Below are 21,199 nucleotides of genomic sequence, written 5' to 3'. Positions count from 1 at the left end.
ATTGCAACCACCGCTGCGCGGAGCGGTGTATTCACACGGACACTATAGGCACTGATACAATACCGGACCAGAACGGTACGGTTTAGCCGGTAGTCGGAGGATATCCATGTACAGCCCAGGCGGCGAACCCGTCATTTTCAACCGCGACTGCGATGCGGTGGTCATCCCGGCGGGCGACTCCGGAACCATCCCGGAAGGCGTCGAAGGTGTCATCACGCAGGCGCTGGGTGGCAGCTACACGGTGTACATCCAGGGCAATCTGTTCCGGATTGCGGGGGTGGACGCAGACGCCATCGGCAAGGAGCCGACACCGCTGCCGGAGCTGCCGGATGGCGCCTCCGATCAGGACGTTGAGAACCTGGTGTGGGACCAGATGCACACCTGCTTCGACCCGGAGATTCCCATCGACATCGTCGAACTGGGGCTGGTCTACCACTGCGAGATTCGCCGGCTCGACGAGAACCGGCGCCAGGTGGACATTCAGATGACTCTCACCGCCCCCGGTTGCGGCATGGGCGACATCATCGCCAGCGACGTCAAGCACAAGGTGGAACTGGTGCCCACGATTGAACGCTGCAACGTGGACCTGGTGTTCGATCCGCCCTGGTCCGCGGAAATGATGACCGACGCGGCCAAGCTGCAGACCGGGATGCTCTGAGGGACATCCCGAGGGGGCAAGCCGACGCCGCGTCAGCGGCCGAGGCTGATCGTGCGCAGATCCGGCGTCTGCCGCCAGAACGCAACGCCCTCTTCCACCACCTCCTCCATCACCGAGAAGTACGACGGCCCCACCAGTTCCAGTCGACCGGCGATCTCGTCCGCGTCCAGCGTCAGCGTCATGCCGTGCTTGCGGGCAATGCGGTGCATGCGCGCGTTACCCGGCTCGGAGATGATGAAGGCGCGGCTGACGGAGAGGTTGCGGGCGTGCACCAGCAGTCGGCGGAACAGAGTACTGCCCAGGCCCTGGTTCTGCCACGGTCCCTCGACGCTGAAAGCCAGCTCGGCGCGACGGGGCCAGTCGCGATCCAGCAGGGCAAACTCGCCCACCGCTCGTAGCTCACCGTCCACGAAGGCGCCGAAGAGCTCCTGAGTGAAGGGGTCGGCCTCGTCGCAGTAACGCCGGATGAACGCATCGCTGACCAGGCCCGCGAAGCGGTCCCGGCGCGCCTGCGCGTCGAGCCGGAGGAGATGTTCGCGCCAGAGCGTGCGCTCACCGGACCACAACCGGCGAATCACCGGTTCGTCGCTCCAGGGCATCGGGAAAAGCAGGGACTGCGTCATCGTCATCACCAAGATAGACAAGTCTGTTTATTGCTGCAACGCAATATACTTCGTTTGCCGTCTCACCACAACAAGAGAAGCGCGTCAATGTGCGTCAGTTCACGCCCTGGCAGGTACTAACCTTTCAGGAGATAAACGCAAAGGGCACCGCCCACACGCATTTCGTTGACGCCTGCGGGCCGTACGTCGACACTGACCGGCTGGCAGTTATTTCCGACCCCCTCGTTGCCGACGGAGGCAGAACTCATGAAAGCGTGGACCATTACCAAAGCCGGGGCGCCCGACGTGCTGGAGTGGCAGGACGCGCCAACCCCGGAGATGGGACCCAGCGACGTGCGGGTGCGCGTGCATGCAGCCGGCCTCAATCGGGCGGACCTGCTTCAGCGCCAGGGCCTCTACCCGGCCCCCGCCGGGGCCAGCCAGGACGTTCCGGGGCTGGAGTACGCCGGTGTCGTTGACGCCGTGGGCAGCAACGTCCAGGGACGTCGCCCGGGGGATCGCGTCATGGGCCTCATCGGCGGTGGCGCGTACGCCGAGCAGCTGGTGGTCCACGAACGCGAGACCCTGACTGTTCCCGACACCATTTCCCTGACCGATGCGGCGGCCATTCCCGAGGCCTTCCTTACCGCCTACCGCGCGTTGTTCCTGGAGGGAGGGCTGCAACCCGGCGGCTGGTGCCTGATCCGCGCCGCCACCTCCGGGATCGGCATCGCGGGCATGCAACTGGCACGGGCCTTCGGCGCCCGCACGGTGGGCACGAGCCGCAGTGTCCAGCGCCTGGAGCAGGTGCGTCACTGGGGGCTGGACGTCGCCCATGCCGAGGAGCAAGGGCCGCTACTGGAGACGATTCGCCAGCACACCGGCGAAGGGGTCAACGTGATCCTCGACCTGGTGGGCGGCGGCGGTCAGCTGCGTGAGAACATGGAGTGCCTGCGCCCGGAAGGGACCCAGGTGGTTGTTGGCCTGATGGCGGGCCGGGAGGACGACATCAACATGGGCATGCTGCTGTTCAAGCGGCTGACGCTGCGCGCCATGACCATGCGCTCCCTGCCCGTGGAGCGACGCATCGCCCTGGCACAGCTCTTCAGCGACCGGTTGGCGCCCTTCTTCGCCGAAGGCCGTCTGAAGCCGGTGGTGGATACGGTGCTGCCCTTCGATCAGGCCCCTGAGGCGCATCAGCGCATGGAGGCCGGCGAGCACACCGGCAAGATCGTGCTGACCACCGAGACCTGAGCCGCCGCGGCGGCTGACCGCGGGCACGCGCGGCGGCCGCCATTCCAATTCCGCGCCAGTAAATGCACAATCCCGGTTCGCGCACGAGGGCGGGTAACGACTGCATGATCCGAAATGCTGAGAAACGACTGGCCGGTCTCCTGAACACGCACCAGCGGGGACTCCTCAGAGGCAGCCTGAAAGGCCTGGAAAAGGAGAGTCTGCGCGTGGACCGCGACGGCCACATCGCGCAGACACCGCACCCGGCGGCTCTGGGTTCCAGCCTGACCCATCCCTGGATCACCACGGATTACTCCGAGGCCCTGCTGGAGTTCGTCACCCCACCGGTGCAGGAGATCAGCGGGGTACTGACGTTTCTCGAGGACGTGCACACGTTCACTTACCAGAACATCGGCGATGAACTGCTGTGGGCCACCAGCATGCCCTGCATCGTGGGCGGTGACGCCAGCATCCCCATCGCCTGGTACGGCGAATCCAACGTCGGCTGGATGAAACACGTCTACCGCCGCGGGCTCGACTGGCGCTACGGTCGCGCCATGCAGGCCATCTCCGGCATCCACTTCAATTACTCGTTCAGCGACGAATTCTGGGCGGTACTGCAGGAGCAAGAGGGTGACCGGCGCGACCGGCAGACCTTTGTCTCCGACGCATACTTCCGGCTGATCCGCAACTTCCAGCGCTACGGCTGGCTGGTACCGTTCCTGTTCGGTGCCTCGCCGGCGGTGTGCAAGTCGTTCACCGGCGGCACCAACGTCGATTTCCAGGAGTTCGACGCCTACACCTTCTACGAGCCCTTCGGCACCTCTCTGCGGATGAGTGACATCGGCTACAAGAACAATGCCCAGGCGGCGCTGAGCATCTCCTTCAACGACCTCGATTCCTACGTCGGCAGCCTGGAACGGGCCATCTTCACGGAAGACGAGGAATGGGCGCGTATTGGCACCCGGGTGGACGGCGAGTGGCGGCAGCTGAACACCAATACCCTGCAGATCGAGAACGAGTACTACAGCTTCGTGCGGCCGAAGGCGGTGGCCCGCTCCGGTGAACGGCCGTCCCGGGCACTGCACAGGGCCGGCGTGGAATACATCGAGATCCGCGCCCTGGACCTGGACCCGTTCGCGCCGGTGGGCGTGGTGGACAGTCAGCTGCACTTCCTGGAAGCGCTGCTGGTCTACTGCCTGCTGGAAGACAGTCCGCCGATCTCCGCCCGCGAGCAGTGCAGCATCAACCACAACCAGGGTCAGGTGGCGCGCTACGGGCGCGACCCGGAACTGGTCCTGGACAACGGTGGCCGCCAGGTCCACCTGCGCGACTGGGCCGCTGAGATCTGCAGCGATCTGGAGTGCATTGCCGAGCTGCTGGATCAGACCCGGGACGACACCCCCTACGGCGACGCCGTGCGCCTTTACCGCGAGAGCGTCCGCGACACCGAACGCACCCCTTCGGCCCGGATACTCGCCAGCATGCGCGCCGGCAACGAGAACTTCATCGAGTTCGCCATGCGCCAGTCCCGCCGCCACGAACAGGCATTCAAGAATCACCCGCTGTCACAGGCGGTCAGGCACCGCTTCGAGGAGGCCGGCCGTGCCTCACTTGCGGAACAGACCGCCATCGAGCGGGCGGAAACCATCAGTTTCGACGAGTACCTGGCCCGATACTTCGATCAGTCGGACGTGGCGGCCAGCTAGTCCCCGGACGTGCGCGCCACGCCTCCGGCCTGGCACCGGGAAAACGTGACGGAGTTCACTTTTTCACTCCCTCAACCTGTCATTTCCTACAGGTCTGGTAAACTGCATGTGTCATACTTCATTGACATCGTGCACCGTTTCATGTGGTTGCACCACTACCCGAGAAAGACTGCAGGCGATGACAGAACACCATGCCCTGACCGGCTCCAACGACACCCCGGGAGAGCGCCCCAGGCAGCATACCCGCGAATCCGTGCGCGAAGCCGCGTTCCGGCTGTTCGGGCGCCACGGCTACGACGGCGTCTCCATCGATACCATCGCCCGCGCTGTGGGCCTCAGCAAGGGAGCCCTCTACTGGCACTTCGACGGCAAGGAAGCACTTTTCAATGAGTGTCTCGCCACCTTGAGCGAGCTCTTCCGCGACCATCTCGTTGGCCCCATGGAACAGGCCAGAACGCCCCGCGAACGGCTGGACTGCTTCTTCCAGGGGATTGCGTCGCTGAGTGAATCCGACGCCGTTGCCGAAGGCATTGCCGGTTACTGGCAGGAGCCCTACAACGAGGCCATGAGCCGCTGTTTCCGCGAGCATCTGGAAGGCCTGGAGGAGTCCATCCGCCGGCCGCTGCAGGCAGCCCTGCAACCTGGCGAGAGCCGCGGCGCGCTACACCCGGTGGCGGACGCCGAAACCAGCAGTGAGACGCTCATGGCGCTCATGGAAGCGATGATCCTGCCGCTGCGCCGGCGCACGCCTGCCCTGCGACGCGCGATCATCGAAGATCTGCGCACCACCATGCTTCGGGCCTACGCGGAATGACGCCGGAGAAGAATCAAGGCGCGTAACCGGTGAGCTCCGCGTAGCCGCGGCCATCGGGTCCCTGGTGGCCGTGCACCTGGATGGCTCCTTCCCAGTAGCGGAACACGCCGTCCAGTTCCTGATGGTCAAGCACCGCCTCCAGTTCAAGATCCAGATCCTCGTCGGCAATGCGCATGCGCCAGGCCACCGGGTACTCGCCGCCCTGCGGGCTTTGCCAGTACCGCCGCGCTTCCAGTTCCACATCGTCGCGCTCCAGCACCCGAGACTCACCCGCGGCATCCACCAGCAGTCCCTTGCTGAGCGGATCGATGGTGCCATCCTCGCGGCGCAGGTGGTAGAACATGATGTCGCGGCCATCATCGAGCTGCACCGAGAACCAGTCCCAGCCCACCTGGTCCTCGCTGAGGGTGCTGGTCCCCCATTCCCGGTCCATCCAGGCATCGCCCGACACGGCATACCGGCGGTCCGCGATGTCGATATGGCCTTCGGCGGCCAGGCGCGTGTACGAGTAATAGCGTGAGGCGTTGCCCGGCTCGGGGCCCTTGCGGCTGTACCCCTCCTCGCCCTGCAGGACCAGCGGTTTGCGCGGTTCCAGGCGGATGGAAAGCCCCAGGTCAGTGGCGGGAAAATCCAGGGTCAAAGGCATCATGGCCTCGTCGTCGCTGGCCATCACCCAGTCCTCGGCATGGATGCGGAACGGGTCGGCGCTGCTGCCGGCCAGCCCGGCGGCGCCGCGCACGAACCGCTCCCGGTGATGAAAGTCGCCGGCCTCGGTGTCGGTGACGGCGAGATGCGCCATCCAGAGCTGGTCGGTGGCCAGGGCGGATTCACGCTCCGGCATGTCCGGCGCCAGAGTGAACCGGAACAGCGTCACCTGGAAACCGAAGTGACGCCCGGTGTCATCCTCGACGTTGCCGGTGACATACCACCACTCGTGGCGGTACTCGGGGTGCGGCAGATGGTCCTCCGGAAAACGCAGCGGCTCGGGTCCGGTGACCCGGGCGAAGCCTTCGGCGACGTCCTCGCCGGCCAGCGCGCCGGTCACATCGAACGCCTCCCCCGACTGCGGATCGGTGGTCCGCTCGTCCAGGTACCACAGCGCCAGCAGCACCACGAGGATCGTCGCCGCCAGCAGCCGCACGGCGCCGCGCCGCCCGGTGAGGGCGCGTTGCAGACGGGAGCCATGCTGCACATTGGTCATCGCTACTCCTCCCGCAGGGCCCGGCCGGGGGATGTTCGCGCCATGCGCCAGGCCGGATAGAGCCCCGCCACGACCGCCGCAACCATCGCAAACGCCACCGCCTGGGCGAGGATCCAGGGATCCACCGTCAGGTCCATGGACCAGCCGAAGGAGCGCTGATTGATCACCAGAATCAGGGCCGCCGCCAGACCCACCCCCAGGGGAATGGCGAACAGGCCGCTGAGCAGCCCGACCAGCACGTTCTGACCGGTCACCAGCACGCCGAGCTCCCGCGGGGTCATGCCGCTGGCGCGCAGCACCGCGTACTCCCGGGCACGCTCCAGGGCCAGTGCCAGCAGTGCGCTGAGCACCCCGGTCACCGCCACCAGAATGGCCAGGATGCGCAGCACCTGGGTGATGGTGAAGGTCTGATCGAAGATCTCCAGCGACAGCTCCCGCAGCTCGCGGCTGGAACGGAAATCCAGGTGCTGGCCGTCGGCGGCGGCCTGCTGCAGCCGCTCCCGCAGGGTGTCCGTCGCCACCCCCGGTGCTGCGAACACGCCGATACTGTCGATGGCCGGGTCATCCCAGTAGCGGTCATACGTCGCCCGCGCCATGATCACCGCGCCCTCGGAGGTACCGTAGTCATAAAGCACCGCCGCCACCGGGAACTCCCGGGGGCCTTCGCCGGTGTCCAGAAGCACGCGATCCCCCACGTCGAGCTCCCGGTGCCAGGCATAGGGTTCGGTGATGAACACTGCGCCATCCTCCCGGTAGGCCGCCCAGGCGGATTCCGGGTCACCGGCGCGGAAACTGAAACCGTCCTCCGCTGGCGGCGGAATCTCGAACACCCGCAGCCGCGCCTCGTGATCATCGGCACCCACGCGCACGAACCGGGAGCGGGTCACCAGTTCGATGCCCTCCACGGCCTCCAGCCGCTGGCGCTGGTCCGGTTCCATCGCGCCGCCCCCGGGCACGGAAATGTAGATGTCGGCATGCAGCGTGGCATCCAGCCAGTCGGCGAACGTCGCGCGGAAACTGTCCACCATGACGCCGACCCCGATCACGGCCGACACCGCCACCATCAGGGCCGCAGCGGCAACCCCCGTGCGCGACAGACTCGCGGCGACACCGCGGGCGGTCATGCGGCCAAGGAAACCGCCCAGGGCAGCCAGCACCGGAGCCAGGAGACGAGTGACCAGCCACAGCAGTGGCGGCACCAGCAGGGCCGCGCCGATGATCAGCGCGAACAGGCCGGCGAAGGGCGCCAGCAGCCCCCGCTCGGTGGCGCCAAGAAGCAAGGTGCCGAGCGCAGCCAGCACCAGTCCGGCCAGGCTCAGCCCCGGCAACCAGCGCAGCCGGCGCCGCTCCAGGTATGACCGACTCAGCGCCGCCCGGGGCGGAATGGCGGTGGCCTCCCGCGCCGGCGCCAGCGCCGCCACCACCGTCATGCCCACGCCCAGCAGCATGCCCCGCACCAGGGACTCTGGTGCCACACTGAGCTCGCGGACGGAGAGAACGAAATACAGGTCGTTGATGGTCCGGGTCACCAGATCAACCAGCACCGTGGCCAGGGTAATGCCCAGCGCCAGTCCCAGCATGGTACCCACCAGGCCGATGACGGCCGCCTCCAGCAGGATCACCCGGAACAGCTCGCCCCGGGTAGTGCCGGTGGCGCGCAGCATGCCCATGAGTTGGCGGCGCTGGACCACCGAGAAGGTCATGGTGTTGTAGATCAGGAAGGCGCCGACCACCAGCGCCAGCAGGCTGAAGGCCTGGAGGTTGAGCTGGAAGGCATCGGTCATCTGCTCCAGCGCGGCGGCGCGCTGATCGGCTTCCGCGAGCCGGGCCCCCGATGGCAGCAACGCCTCCACGGTGGCCACCTGCTCGTCGCTGAGCACCAGATCCACCCGGTCGAGCCGTCCGGCCCGCCCCAGAAGCTCCTGAGCCGCGGACACGTCCATGATGATCACGTCCTGGAGACCCACTGCCTCCAGCTCCCGGGCAGGCTCCAGGCCAGCCAGGATGCGCAGCTCTTGATCCCGTCCGCCATGGCGCACGGTCAGCCGGTCGCCGGGCTCAAGCTCCAGCAACCACAGATCCTCGGCCAACATGACGGCACCGCCGGGGCGTGCCAGAAGGTCGCCGGCATCCACCAGCCCGGACACCGCCCCCAAGGCCGGGCGCACACCGGTTTCAGCGAACACGTCCACACCCAGCACCCGCAGGCTCCGCTGATCATCGCCGGGCAGACGCACGAAGCCTTCCACCACCGGGGCCGCCGGGCGAATGCCGTGATCGCGCCGCAGTTCCACGTACCACGTCTCGGGGATGCCCTGGGGACCGCCCACCACCTGGTGCGTGGTCTGGCCCGTCAAGGCATCGGTGGACAGACTGAAGGCACGGGAGGCGCTCTGGTTGGCGAGATCCACCGCCACCACCACGGCCACGCCGATGGCGACGCCCAGCAGCGCCAGACCCAGTTGCCAGGGATGGCGCGCCAGATAACGGATACTGGCGCGCAGCATCAGGGAACGCGGCAACCCCGCCGCCATCAGGCCTGCTCGCCGCCCAGGTGAAGAATGCGGTCCATGCGCCGGGCCACATCCATGCTGTGGGTGACCAGTACCACCGTCACCTGCCCGTCACCGGTGAGTTCGTCCAGCAGGCCCAGCACCGTCTCTGCCGTGGCGGCGTCCAGGGTACCCGTTGGCTCGTCGGCCAGCAGCAGGCGCGGCCGGTGTACCAGCGCACGCGCGATGGCGATACGCTGCTGCTCACCCCCGGAGAGGGCATCCGGAAAGGCATCGGCGCGGTCCGCCAGACCCACCCGCCGGAGGAGTCCGGCGGCGCGCGCACGGCCGTCCGCATCCAGGCCGCCGGTCATCTCCAGGGGCATGTGCAGGTTCTCCGCCACGGTCAAGGTCGGAATCAGGTTGAAGAACTGGAACACGAAGCCGATGTGGTGGCGGCGGAAGAGTGTCCGGTCACGCTCGTTCAACGCGGTCAGATTGGTATCACCGATGCGGATGGTGCCGGAATCGGGCAGATCCATGCCGCCGATGAGATTCAGCAGGGTGGACTTGCCCACGCCGCTGCGCCCCACCAGGGCCAGGCGTTCGCCGTCGGCGATCCGCTCGCTGAAACCGTCCAGTACCACGCGGCGCTGGCCACCCTCGAGAAACGCCCGGTCGATGCCTGTCAGCTCAATCATCAACGGCTCTCGGTGCGCTCATGGCCACAACGGCTGCAGCGCAGCAGCGTCACCAGCCGGCCCTGGCGCACATCGAATTTCGATTCCGTCACCACCTCCCAGCGGTGGCGACCGGCGCGGCACAAGGTGTCGCCCTCGCTCTTCTTCCGGCGCCGCTGGCGGCGGCGCAGGGGAACCACGTTGTCTTCGGTCATTCCGGCAACCCATCGAGCCTCGTCCGCCCTATTGTGCCGCAGGGCAGGGTGCGCAGTCTCACCTTGAACATCCGGGGTGATGGCCCAATGCTCATCGGGGTCAGCAATATGCATCAGAACGTCTCTGCGGATCATCGATACAGGAGTCATCCATGGCCAGCACCATCGTTCTCACCGGCGCCAACCGCGGCATAGGCCTTGAACTCGCCCGTCAGTGGCAGACCCGCGGCGAGACGGTGATCGCTGTCTGTCGCTGTCCGTCCGAGGAGTTACGGGCCTTGGGCGTCCGCATCATCGACGGCATCGACGTCAGCGATGACGCCAGTCTCCGGCGCCTGCGCAAGGAACTTGACGGCACCCGCGTAGACGTCCTCTACAACAATGCGGGCATCCTCCGGGACGAACACCTGGACGCCATGGACTACGACCAGATCCGGGAGCAGTTCGAGATCAACACCCTGGGGCCCCTGCGGGTGACGACCGCACTGCTGGACCGTATGGCGGAGGGCGGACGCGTCGGCCTGATGACCTCGCGCATGGGCTCCATTGCCGACAACGACTCCGGCGGGCGCTACGGCTACCGCATGAGCAAGGCGGCACTGAATGCCGCCGGCAAGTCCCTGGCTCTCGACCTGCAGCCCCTCGGCATTGCCGTGGCCATCCTGCATCCCGGCTACGTGCGCACGGAGATGACCGGACACCGGGGCCAGATCACGCCGGCGGAAGCCGCAGAGCGGCTGATTCAGCGCATGGACGAGCTCGGCCTGGAGAACACCGGCACCTTCTGGCACTCCGACGGCACGGTACTGCCCTGGTAGGCAGTCAGCGCCGGAACAGCACCAGGGCCTCGCCGCTGCAGATCAACCGATCGGCCTCCCCGCGACATTCGGTGTCCAGGTTCACCAGAGCCTTGTCCGGGCGCAGCCGGGTGATGGTGACCCGGGCTGTCAGGGGCTCGTCCACCTGTGCCGCGGCGTGGACCTCCAGGTGCTGCTTGAGGTAATTGGTGCCGTGCCCCGGCAACTGCTCCCCCAGCAGGCAGGAGAACAGGCCGGCGATCAGCGGCTCCGGAATCGCGTAACCCGGTGCGGGGCCGCCGGCGAGATCCATCCAGGCGCGCACATCCGCGGCGGAGAAACGGCGCTCCAGCGCAGCACTGTCGCCCAGGGAGAGACGCTGGAACCGTGGTATGGGCGTGTTCATCATCGCTCCTCCGGGAACACCAGCACGCACTCACCCTCGACTCCCAGGCGGCCATCCGGCTTCACCACCCGGGTAGTGACGCGCCAGCTTCGCCCGTCCTCGGCTGCCACGGGATCCAGGCGCAGCACCACCGGCTCATCGGCATAGGTGGGTGCCGGAAACATCAGGTCCTGCTGCCGCAGGGCAACCCCCGGCCAGGTGCGTGCCGCCAGCGCCCGCAGAGCGCTGAACAACAGCATGCCGTGGGCCACCGTGGCGCCGAAGGGCGTATTGGCGGCGAACGCCGGGTCCACATGGATCGGGTTGCGGTCGCCGGAGAGCGTGCCGAAGCGGTCGAACTCGGCCTGGGTGAACATGCGCTGCTCGGCCACCGGCGGAAGCTCAGCGGCGCGCGTCATCACGGAGCTCCTGCTTCTGCACTTTGCCCAGGGCGTTACGCGGCAGCGCGTCCCGGAGAACGAAGCGCTTCGGCACCTTGTAGCCGGCCAGGCGTTCCCGGCACCAGGTCTGCAGGGTCTCCTCCTGCGGCGCCTGACTGGGTTCCGCCGGGCAGACATAGGCACAGCCCACCTCGCCCCAGCGCTCGTCGGGCATGCCCACCACCGCCACATCGGCAACGCCGGGATGCTGCAACAGCACCTGTTCCACCTCCGCGGGGTAGACGTTCTCGCCCCCGGAGATGAACATGTCCTTCCAGCGATCGACGATGAAGTAGTAGCCATCGTCGTCGCAGCGGGCAACATCGCCGCTATGCAGCCAGCCGTCGGGCTCCAGGGTCTCGGCGGTGGCGTCCGGGCGCTGCCAGTAGCCCGGGGTCACGCCCGGTCCGCGGACCAGCAGCTCGCCCGCCTCGCCGTGGGCCACATCCCGGCCATCACGACCAGCGATGCGTACCTCCGCCAGCAACTGCGGCCGGCCCACGGAGCCGCTCTTGTCCAGCACACTGGCCTCGTCCAGCAGGAACACAGTCGGACCGGTCTCGGTCATGCCGAAACCGGTGCGCACGCGAATCCCGTGGTCGGCGAAGTACTGTGCCACCTTGAGCGACAGCGGTGCCCCGCCACAGCCCCAGGAGCGCACACCGGTGAGGCGTTCGCCGTCGAGAGCGGGCTGATCTGCCAGCATCTGGTAGACGGCAGGGACACCGAAGAACACCGTGGCCCGGTCCGCCAGTACCTGCAGCGCCTGCTCGGGCTCGAAGTTGCGCTGCACCAGCACTGTCCCGCCCACCAGGAACATGGCACTGGAGTACAGGTTGATACCGGCGGTGTGGAACATGGGCAGCACGTTCAGCAACACGTCGCTCTGGCGCAGCTCCACCGGAATGGCGATGTTCCAGTAGTTGGCCATCATCATGCGGAAGGTCTGGATGACACCCTTGGGCCGTCCGGTGGTCCCGGAGGTGTAGAGCAGATACCAGGGGCGGTCGGGGGACCGCGGCGGATGGGGGACGCGATCCGGCGTCACCGCCGCCAGGTCGGCCTCGTACTCGCGTCCCTGGTGGTGGTCCAGCGCGATGTTGACCAGCCCCTCACGGCTGGCCGCCAGGGCCGCGGCGGCATCGGCGAGCTCCGCGCCGGATACCAGTGCCGTCGGCGTGGCATCATCCATGAGCCCTTCCAGTTCCGGCACCGCAAGCCGCCAGTTCAGTGGCACCAGAATCACGTCCGCCTTGGCACAGGCAAACAGCAAAGCGAAGAACTCCGCCCGGTTATGCCCCAGGTAGGCGAGCCGGTCACCGGGCTCGAGCCCCCAGTGCTGCCTGATGGCTGCGGCGATGCGGGCAGCCCGCTCGTCCAGGGCGGCATAGGTATAGCGGGTACCGTCGGCAAGGTCCTCCAGCGCCAGGTGGTCCGGGGTCACCCGGGCCCGATGCGCGGTCAGGTCGAACATCTCCATGGGTGCTTCCCTCTCTTTCTTCTCGGTATCGCCAAGTATGGTCAGGCCCGTGACAGAAACGCTGCCATGCCGGCCTCGGCTTCGTCGCTGACGATCTGTGCGACGAACGCCCTCTTCTCAGCCTCCAGACCCGCCGCCACCGTCTCGGAATCCGGACGCGTCAACGCCAGGGTGCCACGCACGCTGCCCGACCAGCGCGTGTGCATCTCTGCGGCCAGGGCCAGTGCCCGCTCCCGTGTCTGCCCTTCCTCTGCCAGGCACTGCACCAGCCCGCTGGCGTGGGCCTCCCCTGCTTCCAGGCTGGCATTGCGCAATTGGAGATCCAGGGCGCGCCCACGACCGATGCGCTCGGGCAGCAGCGCCGTCCAGCCCCCATCCGGGCTGAATCCCACCACGGTGTACCAGGGCGTGAACGCCGCCCGCGGGTCAGCCACCACCAGGTCGCATGCCAGCACCAGGCCGAGCGAGCCCCCCGTCACCATGCCGTGCACCGCGGCAACCGTGGGCACCGGCAGCCGCAGCAACTGCAGGATGACGCCATTGAGCCCGCCAACGACCTCCTCGGCGTAAGCGGCCCGTTGATCTCTGGGCGTGTCGTGAAACGCGGCGACATCTCCCCCGGTGGAAAACGACGGGCCCCGCGCGGACAGCACCATGGCCCGGGGCGCCCGCTGCTCCACCCGGATCATCACCTCCGAGAGCGCCTGCAGCAACGCCGGAACCAGGGCGTTGTGGCGTTGCGGGCGGTTGAGGGTGACCTCGGCCACGCCATCGTGCAGCGAGAACTCCACCAGGGACTCGTTCATTCGCTCGTTTCTCCATCCATCAAGCCGTGCTGCAGGAGGTCCCGGACGGTGTCCACCACCCGGTCCAGGGGGACATCCCGCTGCCAGAGCCCGTAGCGCAGACCAAGAAAATGCGCCATGCCCATGAGTGCCCAGACGCGCACCGCATTATCGCCCGGCCGGATCTCGCCCGCCTCCTGGGCGGAAACCAGCAGACGCAGATAGCTCTCGCCGAAGGCCTCGTAGTAGTCGCGGTAGATGCCCTCGTCGACGAACTGCGCTTCCTGCAACACCCGGTACATCCACGGATGCCCCGCCACATAGGCGAGGAAGGCGCGCAGGCCGCGAGCCTCAGCCTCCAGCCGGCTGTCCGCCCCCACGACCTCCGTGGCCAGGTGGGCGCGGACATCACGACTCATGTTCCGCACCAGTTCCCGGAGCACGTCCTCCTTGTTGCGGAAGTAGGAGTAAAAGGTGCCCTGGGCAACGCCGGCGGCCCGGGTTATGTCGCTGATGCCGGCGCGATGATAGCCCCGGGAACCGAACGCCTCCTCGGCGGCCTGCAACAGGCGGCCACGGGTCTGCGCTCCCCGTCGGGTACGCGGTGTCAGTGAGGAAGGGCCATCGCCTGCGGGCATGCAGCACCTGAAACATGACTCGATTGTCATAAAAGGTATGCCGACAGGGCGTGAAGGTCAAGTGTTACTCGGTGCGCCCCAGCATGCGCTCCCGGAGCGCGCGCAGGGTGGCCATGTCACGGTCCTGGTCCACCCGCAGACTCAGCGTTTCGATATCCACGGGACCATCAGGACCGTCCGGGGCAACAATGCGGTAAGTGAATACATGGGGACGGTCGTCCTCCAGCCACTCAAAGGCCTGGCCGTAGCGCAGATCGCGGAAGTGCAGCTGGCCGTCCACCTCTGCCACCTGGTAGTAGCCGTCGGCGACCTGCAGCAGATCCCTTACCACCGGCGCGTCGCGATACGGATCCAGTTTGTCGCCGCGGCGTGGGAAGTGGACAAAATCCTCCGGCGGGTGGTCATCCAGGCGAGAGTGGAAGCCAACGTAGTAACCGTCACCGTCCTCCGCGATACCGCGCCAGAGGATGTTGTTGAACACCGTCGGCTTGACGAACAGGCGCTCTGCCTCGATGCCGGCCCGATCCAGACCACGCTGGAACTCCTGGGTTACCTGAAGCTTGTGCACATAGGTACCGGCCAGATAGACACTGGAGACGGCGACGCCGATCCAGGCCAGGGTCTGGCGCGCCCCACGGGCACGATGCAGGAACAGCAGCACGGGCACGGTCAGCAGCAACGGCAGCGCATACAACGGATCGATCACGGAAATACTCGCCAGGGCAAAGGCGTGATCGGAGAACGGCAACAGCAACTGGATGCCGTAGGTAGTGAACAGGTCGATGACCAGGTGACTCAGCAGCACCAGCCAGCTCATCCACGCCCAACGCTGCCAGCTCACATCGCGTGACCGGTGCAGTCGCGCCAATAGCATGCCCAGCAACGGCGCCAGCAGGGTCACGAACAGAAGCGAATGGGTGATACCGCGGTGGAACGTGAGTGCAGCGGCGTCACCCAGCATGGCGCCAATGGGCACGTCGATGTCCGGGATCAGGGCGATGGCCGCCCCCCAGCCCACCGCCGCATTGCCAGCCCGCCGGCCCAGTGTGAGCTGGCCGATGGCGCCACCGAGCAGCAGGTGCGAGACGGTATCCATTGCTACTTACCCTTCCTCCGAGTCACTTTGCCGCCATCAACCGCCGGCCAGCAGGCTCGCCAGGAACAGCGTGCACAGACCGAGATAGATGGTCACCCCGGTGATGTCGGTAATGGTGGTGAGCACCGGCCCGGTCATCATCGCCGGATCCCGGCCCAGACGCTTGATCAGGAAGGGCAGCGTGCCGCCCACCACGCCGGCCACCAGTACGTTCACCGCCAGCGCCGTGCCGGCCACCAGACCCAGCACCATGCTGCCCTGCATGAACCAGGCAACCGCGGTGAACAACGCCCCCAGCGCGATGCCGTTGCACACACCGATGAACAACTCCTTGCGCACCGCGAGCCAGAAGTCCCGCACGCGCACCTCGCCCAGGGCCATGCTGCGGATGGACACCGACAGCGCCTGGATGCCAACGTTGCCGCCCATGTCGGTGATCATGGGCAGGAAGGCCGCCAGGATTGCCACCTGCACCAGGGTGTCCTCGAAGGAGCTGATCACCACCACGGCGCCGAGGTTGAGGAAGATGTTCGCGGCCATCCACGGCAGACGCCGCCGCACCGCTTCCGCCGGCGGCGTAAAGAAGCTCTCGTCCACGGACACGGCATGCACCTGGGCGACTTCGTCCGCCGCCTCATGGGCGAGTATGTCCATGGCCTGACCGATGGTGATCACGCCCACCAGGCGGTTGTCGTTATCCACCACGGGCAGCAGCTTCAGACGCCGGCTGCGCACACGCCGCGCGGCGTCCACGGCATCATCCGAGGCCCGGGCCACCATCACATCCCGGCTCATGAGGTCGGTAACCTCGTCCCGGGCGCGCGCCAGGGTCAGATCCCGCAGGGAGATCACGCCCACCGGCCGCCGCTCGGCATCAACCACGTAGACATAGGCGCCTCGCTCCACGTCCGCCGGCGCATCCCGCACCGCCTCCACCGCCTCATGGGCACTGGCAGTCCGGGGAATGGCCAGGTAATAGGGGCTCATGATGGCGCCGACACTGTCCTCGCCGTAGCCGCTCAGGGCATCGACGGTCTCCATCAGTGCCGGGTCGATCCGCCGCCTGAACTCCGCACGCTGCTCGTCCGGGAATTCCGCCAGCAGGTCCACGACCACATGAGGCGGCATCTCGTCCAGCAGCCCGACGGCACGCTCCGGCTCCATTTCGCGCAGCAGCCGGACCGTGAACTCCAGCGGCATGTGACTGCAGATGGCCCCGGCGCGATCACTGCCGATGCCGTCCAGGAACCGCAGCACGGTCTCCTGGGAGATCTCCATGAGCACGCTGGCCGCCCGCCAAGGGGACACCCGGTGCGCCGCGCGTAACGCGTCAGTGAGGCGCTCTTCCTTCAGGTGCGCGCCGAATTCGTCGGCATAGCGGTCAAGGGTTGCTGTATCCAGCAGCATTGGCGTCGGGTCTCCGGCAACGGCAAAGCGGTCATTGTCCACGAGCGGCGACTGCGGTACCAGCCGCTAACGCCGCGCCGGTGATGGCGCTTGACGCCCCCCGCGGTGTAGCATCCGCGAACATGTCCGTGCGGTACCAGCCGCTAACGCCGCGCCGGTGATGGCGCTTGACGCCCCCCGCGGTGTAGCATCCGCGAACATGTCCGTACCGCCGCCTCTCCCGCCATTACGCCGCCGCGTTGCCGGCTGGCTGCTGGTATTGACCGCCGCTCTGTCCGTGCTCACCGCCTTTGCGCTGGTGGAGGGCCGCATGGCGGCGGGCGTGTCGGCATGGCTTGCCTGCCTGCTGCTGCTGCCGGACCTGGGCGGGCGTTCCCGGTGGCAGAGCGGGCTGCTGGTGCTGGCCGGCGGCGGGGGGATCGTCTGGGGCCTGGCACAGGGTGCCGACGTCCTTTGGGAGCGGGCAGTGGCCGGCAACAGCGGCCTCATTGCGCTACTCATCGGAGTCGGTTTCCTGCAACTGGTGGCATTGCCCCGGGGCAATGCCGACCGCGCCCTGCCCGGCGGCCCCGGCGCCTTCCGCAACACCCAGGTGGGCGTCCATCTGTTCGGCGCGGTGATCAATCTGTCGACGGTGTTCATCGTCGGCGACCGTCTGGCCCGTCAGGCCGGCATGCCGCGGGAACTCACCATCCTGCTGACCCGCTCGTTCTCCGCCGCCGCGTTCTGGTCACCCTTTTTCGCCGCCATGGCGGCGGCCCTGGTGTTCGCGCCGGAGGCCAAGCTGGCCCACCTGCTGGCAACCGGGGTTCCGCTGGCGCTTGCCGCCCTGGCGAGTACCTACTGGACCATCGGCCGGCACGTCACCGACACCCTGCCCGGTTATCCGGTGCGCTACGACAGCCTGGTGCTGCCGGGGGTGCTCGCCGGCGCGGTGCTGGTGATCCACCTCCTGGTGCCGGCGGTATCGGTGATCGCGCTGGTGACGCTGCTGGCACCACTCCTGACCCTGATGCTGCTGGTACCGCGCGGGCGCTCGGGGCGCCGGGCAGTCACCCAGCAAGTGCACTTCAACCTGCCGCGCATGGTTAACGAGCTGGCGCTGTTCCTGGGCGCGGGCGTGCTCGCCGCAGGGCTGGGCAGCGTACTTACCGTCGTCGACGGCTGGGTGCCATTTCAGGCCTTCGGCGCCCTGGAAGCGTGGCTGACTCTGGTGGCGATGATCCTGCTCGCGGTGGCGGGGGTCCATCCTGTCATCGGTATCGCCGCCTTCGGCGCCCTGCTGGAACCGCTGAATCCCGACCACAGCCTGCTGGCCGCCACGTTCCTGGCGGCCTGGGCACTGGGGGTCTGTGTCAGTCCGCTATCCGGCCTGACCCTGAGCTTCCAGGGCCGCTACGGTGTGGACGGCCTGCGCATCGCCCGCTGGAATGCGGGGTATACCCTGTGGATGCTGGTGCTTTGCGGAATCGCCCTGGCCGGACTGGATACCTGGCTGACGTCCTGATGGGGTCAGACCGCCAGACCGGCGAAGAAGGGTGCATAGGCCAGGGCCAGCGCCAGAGCGACCAGCAACTCCGTCCACATGGAGGGCCGCAGTCTCGCGGCACCGGCACCGTCCGGGTCGTTCATGAGCACCCGGCACATCAGGGCATCAAGGAGCAGCCCGGTGAGGAAGAGCGGGGCCAGGGTGGGCATGACCACCGTGCGCACGAATCCCATGCCCTCGTACACGGTGCGGGTATCAGCGGGGGGCGCGAAGAACATGACGATCACCGCCCCGCCCACCAGTGCCACTCGCAGGGGACCCAGTTTCCTGAGAAAACCACCGACGACCTGCACCAGTTCCCGGACAACACTCATGATCGCTGACCCTCGCAGGTGAATGGCGCGAGAGTGTACTAATGTTTGCACGAGGTTTGCCAGCGCCCGCCCCGGACGTCAGGAAGGGCGATACGAGTGCCGTTCGTAGACGTAACGACGCAGCGCGGAGCGACTCTCCGCGTCCAGATCACTGCGATCGAACTCCACCGCCAGCCCCACCTGGGCGCCGACCCTCCCCACTCGCACCACGCGGCCGCCCACCCGAACCGATTCCCGGTTGGGCAGGCGCAGATCGAGAACCGAGAAATGCACGCCGCTGGACAGACCACCCGCGGTGGCATCGCTGAGATACACACCGGTGGTGGAGATATCCACCACGTCCGGCTGCCGCAGCCGCCCGGAATGATCGCGGATCCGCACTTCACCCTGCTTGGGGCGCACCCGCAGGCTGCGCGCCCGTCCACGACGATCAATGAGCACCGGATAGCGCGCCCGAAGCCGAACGGTTTCGCCACCGAGACTGGCCGGATCCACATTCAGGGTGTATTGCATTGCTTCGCCGTCGCCATCCAGCAGCAGGCGCGCGCGGCCGGATTCGAGCACCCGCCGCACCAGTTCATCCTGCCCGTCGTCCGCCTCAATGGCGAGCTGTCGCCGCGGTTCGGCATCAGCCTCCCGCGCCGCGGATTCCCGGAACAGTTCCCGCAGGAAACGCCGCTCCTCGGCGGTCAGCATGTTCCACAAACCATCTCCGGCCATTAGCTCACCCTCCGGTGGCTCACCCTCGTTGACGTACGGACTCGAACTGCTCCCGGTCGTTGTCCGAGAAGAATACGAAACGCACCAGCCCCGGCGGCTGCTGTAGCTCCGCGAGGACTTCATCGACACTGTCCAGTGCAACCCGCGACGCATCCTCGAACGGGTAGCCAAACGCGCCGGTGGACAGCGCCGGGAACGCGATACTGTCTATTCCCCGCTCCTCGGCCAGCCGCAGGGCATTGCGGTAACAGTCCGCCAGCAGCGTATCCGCCGGTTCATCGATGCCGTAGCGGGGCCCGAGGCAGTGGATGATCCAGCGATTGGGTAGCCCGAAGGCCTCAGTGATCACCGCCTGCCCGGGAGAGATGGGTGCCATGGGCCGGCAGGCTTCGGCCAGTTCGGGACCGGCAGCACGGTGGATGGCGCCGGCCACGCCGCCGCCGGGCATCAACTGCGCATTGGCCGCGTTCACCACTGCGCCCAGGTCCGCCTGGCGCGTGATGTCGCCGGTCACCGCTTCCAGGCGTATCTCTGGCCGTGTCATCAGGCGCCCCTCTCTGTACTTGGCCCGATACAAATCCGCGTCTTATGGTCAAGCATACCAGCCCCTGACGCACCATCGGAATACTGCGGATCAGGGGCGCAGGATGCGCAACCACATCCAGACATTCATGAGGCTCATGGCCGCCGCCGCCACATAGGTCAATGCCGCTGCACGCAGGATACGCCGGGCATGGGGGCGGTCCTCGGCGCGGAGGTAGCCCGCCTCCAACAGCGGCATCGCCCGTCGGAAACTGGCATCGAACTCGGTGGGCAGGGTCAGCAGATGCACCAGCACCCCCATGGCCAGCCCGGCAAGCCCCAGCGCCATTGCCGGAAGGACCAGGGCCGGCGAGCGCGTGACCACCAGCAGCACGGGCAGCCCCAGCAGCAGCCCGACGCCCAGGCGCTGCCCCGCCGACGCCCAGCGCACCAGTTGCCCGCGCCAGTGCAAGGGACGGTAACCGATGGCGTCCTGGACTGCGTGGCCAACCTCATGGGCGGCGACGGTGACCGCCGTCAGCGACCGTCCGTTGTAGTTGTCGGATGTCAGGCGCACGCACTTGGCCTCGGGATCATAGTGATCCCCCTGCTCCGTGACCTCGACGCCGACCCGCGGCAACTCCAGGCGCTGCAGTAAATCCCTGGCCACGTCCGCACCCGAAAGCCCGTAGCGGTCCTTGGGCTGCTGGTAGCGGCGCATGACCCAGCGCACCCACAGCCCCGGCACACCGGCGGCGATGAGAACGAACAGGGCAAGGATCAGCAGTGCAATCATGATGACGAAGGTTTCTCCCCGAGTCCGACATCCACCCGGACCGATTGAGGCGTGGTTCTCGGCATGCGCCTCCTGTTCGGCTACGATGGCGTCGAACAGGCAATGAACGACGCCGGGCACCAGCCCATACTGCCCCGGGCGGGGACCGAACAGGAAGGATTATGGCAACCACGCAGAACCAGAAGCGTCAGCGCGCCGAGCGCACCCGTGCATTTCTCGATCAGCTCATCGAGCACTTCCCCGACTGTTTCACCAAGGACCGGGAGAACATGCGCCCGCTTGCCATCGGCATCCAGCAGCAGGTGCGTGAGGCCGTTGGCAATCATGACGACCTCAAGGACACCCCCGCGTGGCTGGTGCGCCAGGCCCTGGCCCTGTACACGCGGGCACCGGCCTACCTGGACGCCACCATTGCCCGCAAGCCCCGCATCAATCTGGACGGCACCCAGGCGGGGGAGATCACGGACGAAGCCGTGACCTACGCCACCGAACGCCGGGAAGAGCACAAGCAACGGCGGGCGGAGCGACGCAAACAGGCGAAGAAGCCGCAGAAGCCACGCAGGCCTTCAGCGGAAGAGCGCAAGCAGCAGAAAATGGAAGAGCTGGCGCGGAAGTTCAATACCTGATGCGGAACACCGCGCACCGACGGTGGTCCATATCGGCGTA

General features: G+C 67.1%; 23 protein-coding genes. 7 read left to right on the top strand and 16 right to left on the bottom strand.

What is annotated here, in order from left to right; genetic code table 11:
• Positions 1-106 precede the first annotated feature (106 nt).
• The gene (sufT, locus tag KU884_RS03470) at positions 107-658 is read left to right on the top strand and encodes a putative Fe-S cluster assembly protein SufT (RefSeq protein ID WP_167781316.1); all 552 of its coding nucleotides are present in this window, start codon (positions 107-109) and stop codon (positions 656-658) included.
• 32 nt (positions 659-690) lie between these two features.
• Here sufT and KU884_RS03465 read toward each other — a convergent pair whose 3' ends face one another.
• Positions 691-1,281 carry a GNAT family N-acetyltransferase gene (locus KU884_RS03465; RefSeq protein ID WP_167781315.1) on the bottom strand — a complete coding sequence of 197 codons (591 nt, stop codon included), beginning with the start codon at positions 1,279-1,281 and terminating at the stop codon, positions 691-693.
• Between the two features lie 246 nt (positions 1,282-1,527).
• Between KU884_RS03465 and KU884_RS03460 the strand changes: the two genes are divergently transcribed.
• The 3 genes from KU884_RS03460 (at position 1,528) to KU884_RS03450 (ending at position 5,016) form a co-directional block, all read left to right on the top strand.
• Positions 1,528-2,514, top strand: coding sequence for an NAD(P)H-quinone oxidoreductase (locus KU884_RS03460; RefSeq protein WP_167781314.1), 987 nt, complete (start codon positions 1,528-1,530; stop codon positions 2,512-2,514).
• A 104-nt stretch (positions 2,515-2,618) separates the two neighbouring features.
• On the top strand, positions 2,619-4,202 hold the full coding sequence (gene gshA / locus KU884_RS03455; protein WP_167781313.1) for a glutamate--cysteine ligase: 1,584 nt from the start codon (positions 2,619-2,621) through the stop codon (positions 4,200-4,202).
• Positions 4,203-4,380: 178 nt separating this feature from the next.
• Entirely contained in the window at positions 4,381-5,016 is a 636-nt protein-coding gene (locus KU884_RS03450) for a TetR/AcrR family transcriptional regulator (RefSeq protein WP_167781312.1), read from the top strand.
• A 13-nt stretch (positions 5,017-5,029) separates the two neighbouring features.
• Here the strand turns inward: KU884_RS03450 and KU884_RS03445 are convergent, their stop codons facing one another.
• The 4 genes from KU884_RS03445 to KU884_RS03430 are packed head-to-tail and all read right to left on the bottom strand — an operon-like array spanning position 5,030 to position 9,604.
• On the bottom strand, positions 5,030-6,217 hold the full coding sequence (locus KU884_RS03445) for a lipocalin-like domain-containing protein (protein ID WP_167781311.1): 1,188 nt from the start codon (positions 6,215-6,217) through the stop codon (positions 5,030-5,032).
• Between the two features lie 2 nt (positions 6,218-6,219).
• Positions 6,220-8,751, bottom strand: coding sequence for an FtsX-like permease family protein (locus KU884_RS03440; protein WP_174813708.1), 2,532 nt, complete (start codon positions 8,749-8,751; stop codon positions 6,220-6,222).
• The gene (locus tag KU884_RS03435; RefSeq protein WP_167781310.1) at positions 8,751-9,410 is read right to left on the bottom strand and encodes an ABC transporter ATP-binding protein; all 660 of its coding nucleotides are present in this window, start codon (positions 9,408-9,410) and stop codon (positions 8,751-8,753) included. Before KU884_RS03435 ends, KU884_RS03440 begins: the two co-directional genes overlap by 1 nt.
• Positions 9,410-9,604: a hypothetical protein gene (locus tag KU884_RS03430; protein WP_167781309.1), complete on the bottom strand. Its 195-nt coding sequence runs from the start codon at positions 9,602-9,604 to the stop codon at positions 9,410-9,412. The genes KU884_RS03435 and KU884_RS03430 overlap by 1 nt, the downstream gene beginning before the upstream one ends.
• A 152-nt stretch (positions 9,605-9,756) precedes the next feature.
• Here KU884_RS03430 and KU884_RS03425 point away from each other — a divergent pair, with 152 nt between their 5' ends.
• The gene (locus KU884_RS03425) at positions 9,757-10,422 is read left to right on the top strand and encodes an SDR family oxidoreductase (RefSeq protein ID WP_167781308.1); all 666 of its coding nucleotides are present in this window, start codon (positions 9,757-9,759) and stop codon (positions 10,420-10,422) included.
• Between the two features lie 4 nt (positions 10,423-10,426).
• On the opposite strand, the gene KU884_RS03420 is transcribed toward KU884_RS03425, so the two are convergent.
• From KU884_RS03420 to mgtE, 7 genes are all read right to left on the bottom strand, one after another.
• A complete protein-coding gene (locus KU884_RS03420; RefSeq protein ID WP_217351405.1) occupies positions 10,427-10,810 on the bottom strand; it encodes a hypothetical protein in 384 nt (127 codons plus the stop codon).
• The gene (locus KU884_RS03415; protein ID WP_167781307.1) at positions 10,807-11,205 is read right to left on the bottom strand and encodes a MaoC/PaaZ C-terminal domain-containing protein; all 399 of its coding nucleotides are present in this window, start codon (positions 11,203-11,205) and stop codon (positions 10,807-10,809) included. The genes KU884_RS03420 and KU884_RS03415 overlap by 4 nt, the downstream gene beginning before the upstream one ends.
• Complete coding sequence (locus KU884_RS03410; RefSeq protein ID WP_167781306.1) at positions 11,189-12,706, bottom strand: AMP-binding protein; 1,518 nt, start codon at positions 12,704-12,706, stop codon at positions 11,189-11,191. The genes KU884_RS03415 and KU884_RS03410 overlap by 17 nt, the downstream gene beginning before the upstream one ends.
• 41 nt (positions 12,707-12,747) lie before the next feature.
• Positions 12,748-13,512: an enoyl-CoA hydratase/isomerase family protein gene (locus KU884_RS03405; protein ID WP_167781305.1), complete on the bottom strand. Its 765-nt coding sequence runs from the start codon at positions 13,510-13,512 to the stop codon at positions 12,748-12,750.
• Positions 13,509-14,129, bottom strand: coding sequence for a TetR/AcrR family transcriptional regulator (locus tag KU884_RS03400; protein ID WP_167781304.1), 621 nt, complete (start codon positions 14,127-14,129; stop codon positions 13,509-13,511). The genes KU884_RS03405 and KU884_RS03400 overlap by 4 nt, the downstream gene beginning before the upstream one ends.
• A gap of 64 nt (positions 14,130-14,193) precedes the next feature.
• Complete coding sequence (locus tag KU884_RS03395; RefSeq protein WP_167781303.1) at positions 14,194-15,225, bottom strand: metal-dependent hydrolase; 1,032 nt, start codon at positions 15,223-15,225, stop codon at positions 14,194-14,196.
• Between the two features lie 36 nt (positions 15,226-15,261).
• Positions 15,262-16,632 (bottom strand): magnesium transporter, encoded by a 1,371-nt coding sequence (mgtE, locus tag KU884_RS03390; RefSeq protein WP_167781302.1) that lies wholly within the window; start codon positions 16,630-16,632, stop codon positions 15,262-15,264.
• Positions 16,633-16,831: 199 nt separating this feature from the next.
• Here mgtE and KU884_RS03385 point away from each other — a divergent pair, with 199 nt between their 5' ends.
• Positions 16,832-18,139 (top strand): hypothetical protein, encoded by a 1,308-nt coding sequence (locus KU884_RS03385; RefSeq protein ID WP_167781301.1) that lies wholly within the window; start codon positions 16,832-16,834, stop codon positions 18,137-18,139.
• Between the two features lie 5 nt (positions 18,140-18,144).
• On the opposite strand, the gene KU884_RS03380 is transcribed toward KU884_RS03385, so the two are convergent.
• The 4 genes from KU884_RS03380 to KU884_RS03365 form a co-directional block, all read right to left on the bottom strand.
• Positions 18,145-18,495, bottom strand: a complete 351-nt coding sequence (locus tag KU884_RS03380; protein WP_167781300.1) for a hypothetical protein — start codon at positions 18,493-18,495, stop codon at positions 18,145-18,147.
• 78 nt (positions 18,496-18,573) lie between these two features.
• Positions 18,574-19,215: a PilZ domain-containing protein gene (locus KU884_RS03375; protein ID WP_167781299.1), complete on the bottom strand. Its 642-nt coding sequence runs from the start codon at positions 19,213-19,215 to the stop codon at positions 18,574-18,576.
• A 19-nt stretch (positions 19,216-19,234) separates the two neighbouring features.
• Positions 19,235-19,759: a macro domain-containing protein gene (locus KU884_RS03370; RefSeq protein ID WP_167781298.1), complete on the bottom strand. Its 525-nt coding sequence runs from the start codon at positions 19,757-19,759 to the stop codon at positions 19,235-19,237.
• Positions 19,760-19,849: 90 nt separating this feature from the next.
• Positions 19,850-20,533, bottom strand: a complete 684-nt coding sequence (locus KU884_RS03365) for a zinc metallopeptidase (protein ID WP_167781297.1) — start codon at positions 20,531-20,533, stop codon at positions 19,850-19,852.
• A 161-nt stretch (positions 20,534-20,694) separates the two neighbouring features.
• On the opposite strand from KU884_RS03365, the gene KU884_RS03360 reads away from it, so the two are divergent.
• Positions 20,695-21,159, top strand: coding sequence for a ProQ/FINO family protein (locus tag KU884_RS03360; protein ID WP_167781296.1), 465 nt, complete (start codon positions 20,695-20,697; stop codon positions 21,157-21,159).
• Positions 21,160-21,199 lie beyond the last annotated feature (40 nt).

The sequence above is a fragment of the Aquisalimonas sp. 2447 genome, assembly GCF_012044895.1.
Lineage (GTDB): Bacteria > Pseudomonadota > Gammaproteobacteria > Nitrococcales > Aquisalimonadaceae > Aquisalimonas.
Note: the sequence above shows the minus strand (reverse complement) of the source record. Positions and strands in the feature narration are given on the sequence as shown.

Bases quoted from the DNA above. Each gene is read 5' to 3' on its own strand.
- sufT (WP_167781316.1), top strand. From the start codon at position 107: ATGTACAGCCCAGGCGGCGAACCCGTCATTTTCAACCGCGACTGCGAT.
- KU884_RS03465 (WP_167781315.1), bottom strand. From the start codon at position 1,281: ATGACGCAGTCCCTGCTTTTCCCGATGCCCTGGAGCGACGAACCGGTG.
- KU884_RS03460 (WP_167781314.1), top strand. From the start codon at position 1,528: ATGAAAGCGTGGACCATTACCAAAGCCGGGGCGCCCGACGTGCTGGAG.
- gshA (WP_167781313.1), top strand. From the start codon at position 2,619: ATGATCCGAAATGCTGAGAAACGACTGGCCGGTCTCCTGAACACGCAC.
- KU884_RS03450 (WP_167781312.1), top strand. From the start codon at position 4,381: ATGACAGAACACCATGCCCTGACCGGCTCCAACGACACCCCGGGAGAG.
- KU884_RS03445 (WP_167781311.1), bottom strand. From the start codon at position 6,217: ATGACCAATGTGCAGCATGGCTCCCGTCTGCAACGCGCCCTCACCGGG.
- KU884_RS03440 (WP_174813708.1), bottom strand. From the start codon at position 8,751: ATGGCGGCGGGGTTGCCGCGTTCCCTGATGCTGCGCGCCAGTATCCGT.
- KU884_RS03435 (WP_167781310.1), bottom strand. From the start codon at position 9,410: ATGATTGAGCTGACAGGCATCGACCGGGCGTTTCTCGAGGGTGGCCAG.
- KU884_RS03430 (WP_167781309.1), bottom strand. From the start codon at position 9,604: ATGACCGAAGACAACGTGGTTCCCCTGCGCCGCCGCCAGCGGCGCCGG.
- KU884_RS03425 (WP_167781308.1), top strand. From the start codon at position 9,757: ATGGCCAGCACCATCGTTCTCACCGGCGCCAACCGCGGCATAGGCCTT.
- KU884_RS03420 (WP_217351405.1), bottom strand. From the start codon at position 10,810: ATGATGAACACGCCCATACCACGGTTCCAGCGTCTCTCCCTGGGCGAC.
- KU884_RS03415 (WP_167781307.1), bottom strand. From the start codon at position 11,205: ATGACGCGCGCCGCTGAGCTTCCGCCGGTGGCCGAGCAGCGCATGTTC.
- KU884_RS03410 (WP_167781306.1), bottom strand. From the start codon at position 12,706: ATGGAGATGTTCGACCTGACCGCGCATCGGGCCCGGGTGACCCCGGAC.
- KU884_RS03405 (WP_167781305.1), bottom strand. From the start codon at position 13,512: ATGAACGAGTCCCTGGTGGAGTTCTCGCTGCACGATGGCGTGGCCGAG.
- KU884_RS03400 (WP_167781304.1), bottom strand. From the start codon at position 14,129: ATGCCCGCAGGCGATGGCCCTTCCTCACTGACACCGCGTACCCGACGG.
- KU884_RS03395 (WP_167781303.1), bottom strand. From the start codon at position 15,225: ATGGATACCGTCTCGCACCTGCTGCTCGGTGGCGCCATCGGCCAGCTC.
- mgtE (WP_167781302.1), bottom strand. From the start codon at position 16,632: ATGCTGCTGGATACAGCAACCCTTGACCGCTATGCCGACGAATTCGGC.
- KU884_RS03385 (WP_167781301.1), top strand. From the start codon at position 16,832: ATGTCCGTACCGCCGCCTCTCCCGCCATTACGCCGCCGCGTTGCCGGC.
- KU884_RS03380 (WP_167781300.1), bottom strand. From the start codon at position 18,495: ATGAGTGTTGTCCGGGAACTGGTGCAGGTCGTCGGTGGTTTTCTCAGG.
- KU884_RS03375 (WP_167781299.1), bottom strand. From the start codon at position 19,215: ATGGCCGGAGATGGTTTGTGGAACATGCTGACCGCCGAGGAGCGGCGT.
- KU884_RS03370 (WP_167781298.1), bottom strand. From the start codon at position 19,759: ATGACACGGCCAGAGATACGCCTGGAAGCGGTGACCGGCGACATCACG.
- KU884_RS03365 (WP_167781297.1), bottom strand. From the start codon at position 20,533: ATGATTGCACTGCTGATCCTTGCCCTGTTCGTTCTCATCGCCGCCGGT.
- KU884_RS03360 (WP_167781296.1), top strand. From the start codon at position 20,695: ATGGCAACCACGCAGAACCAGAAGCGTCAGCGCGCCGAGCGCACCCGT.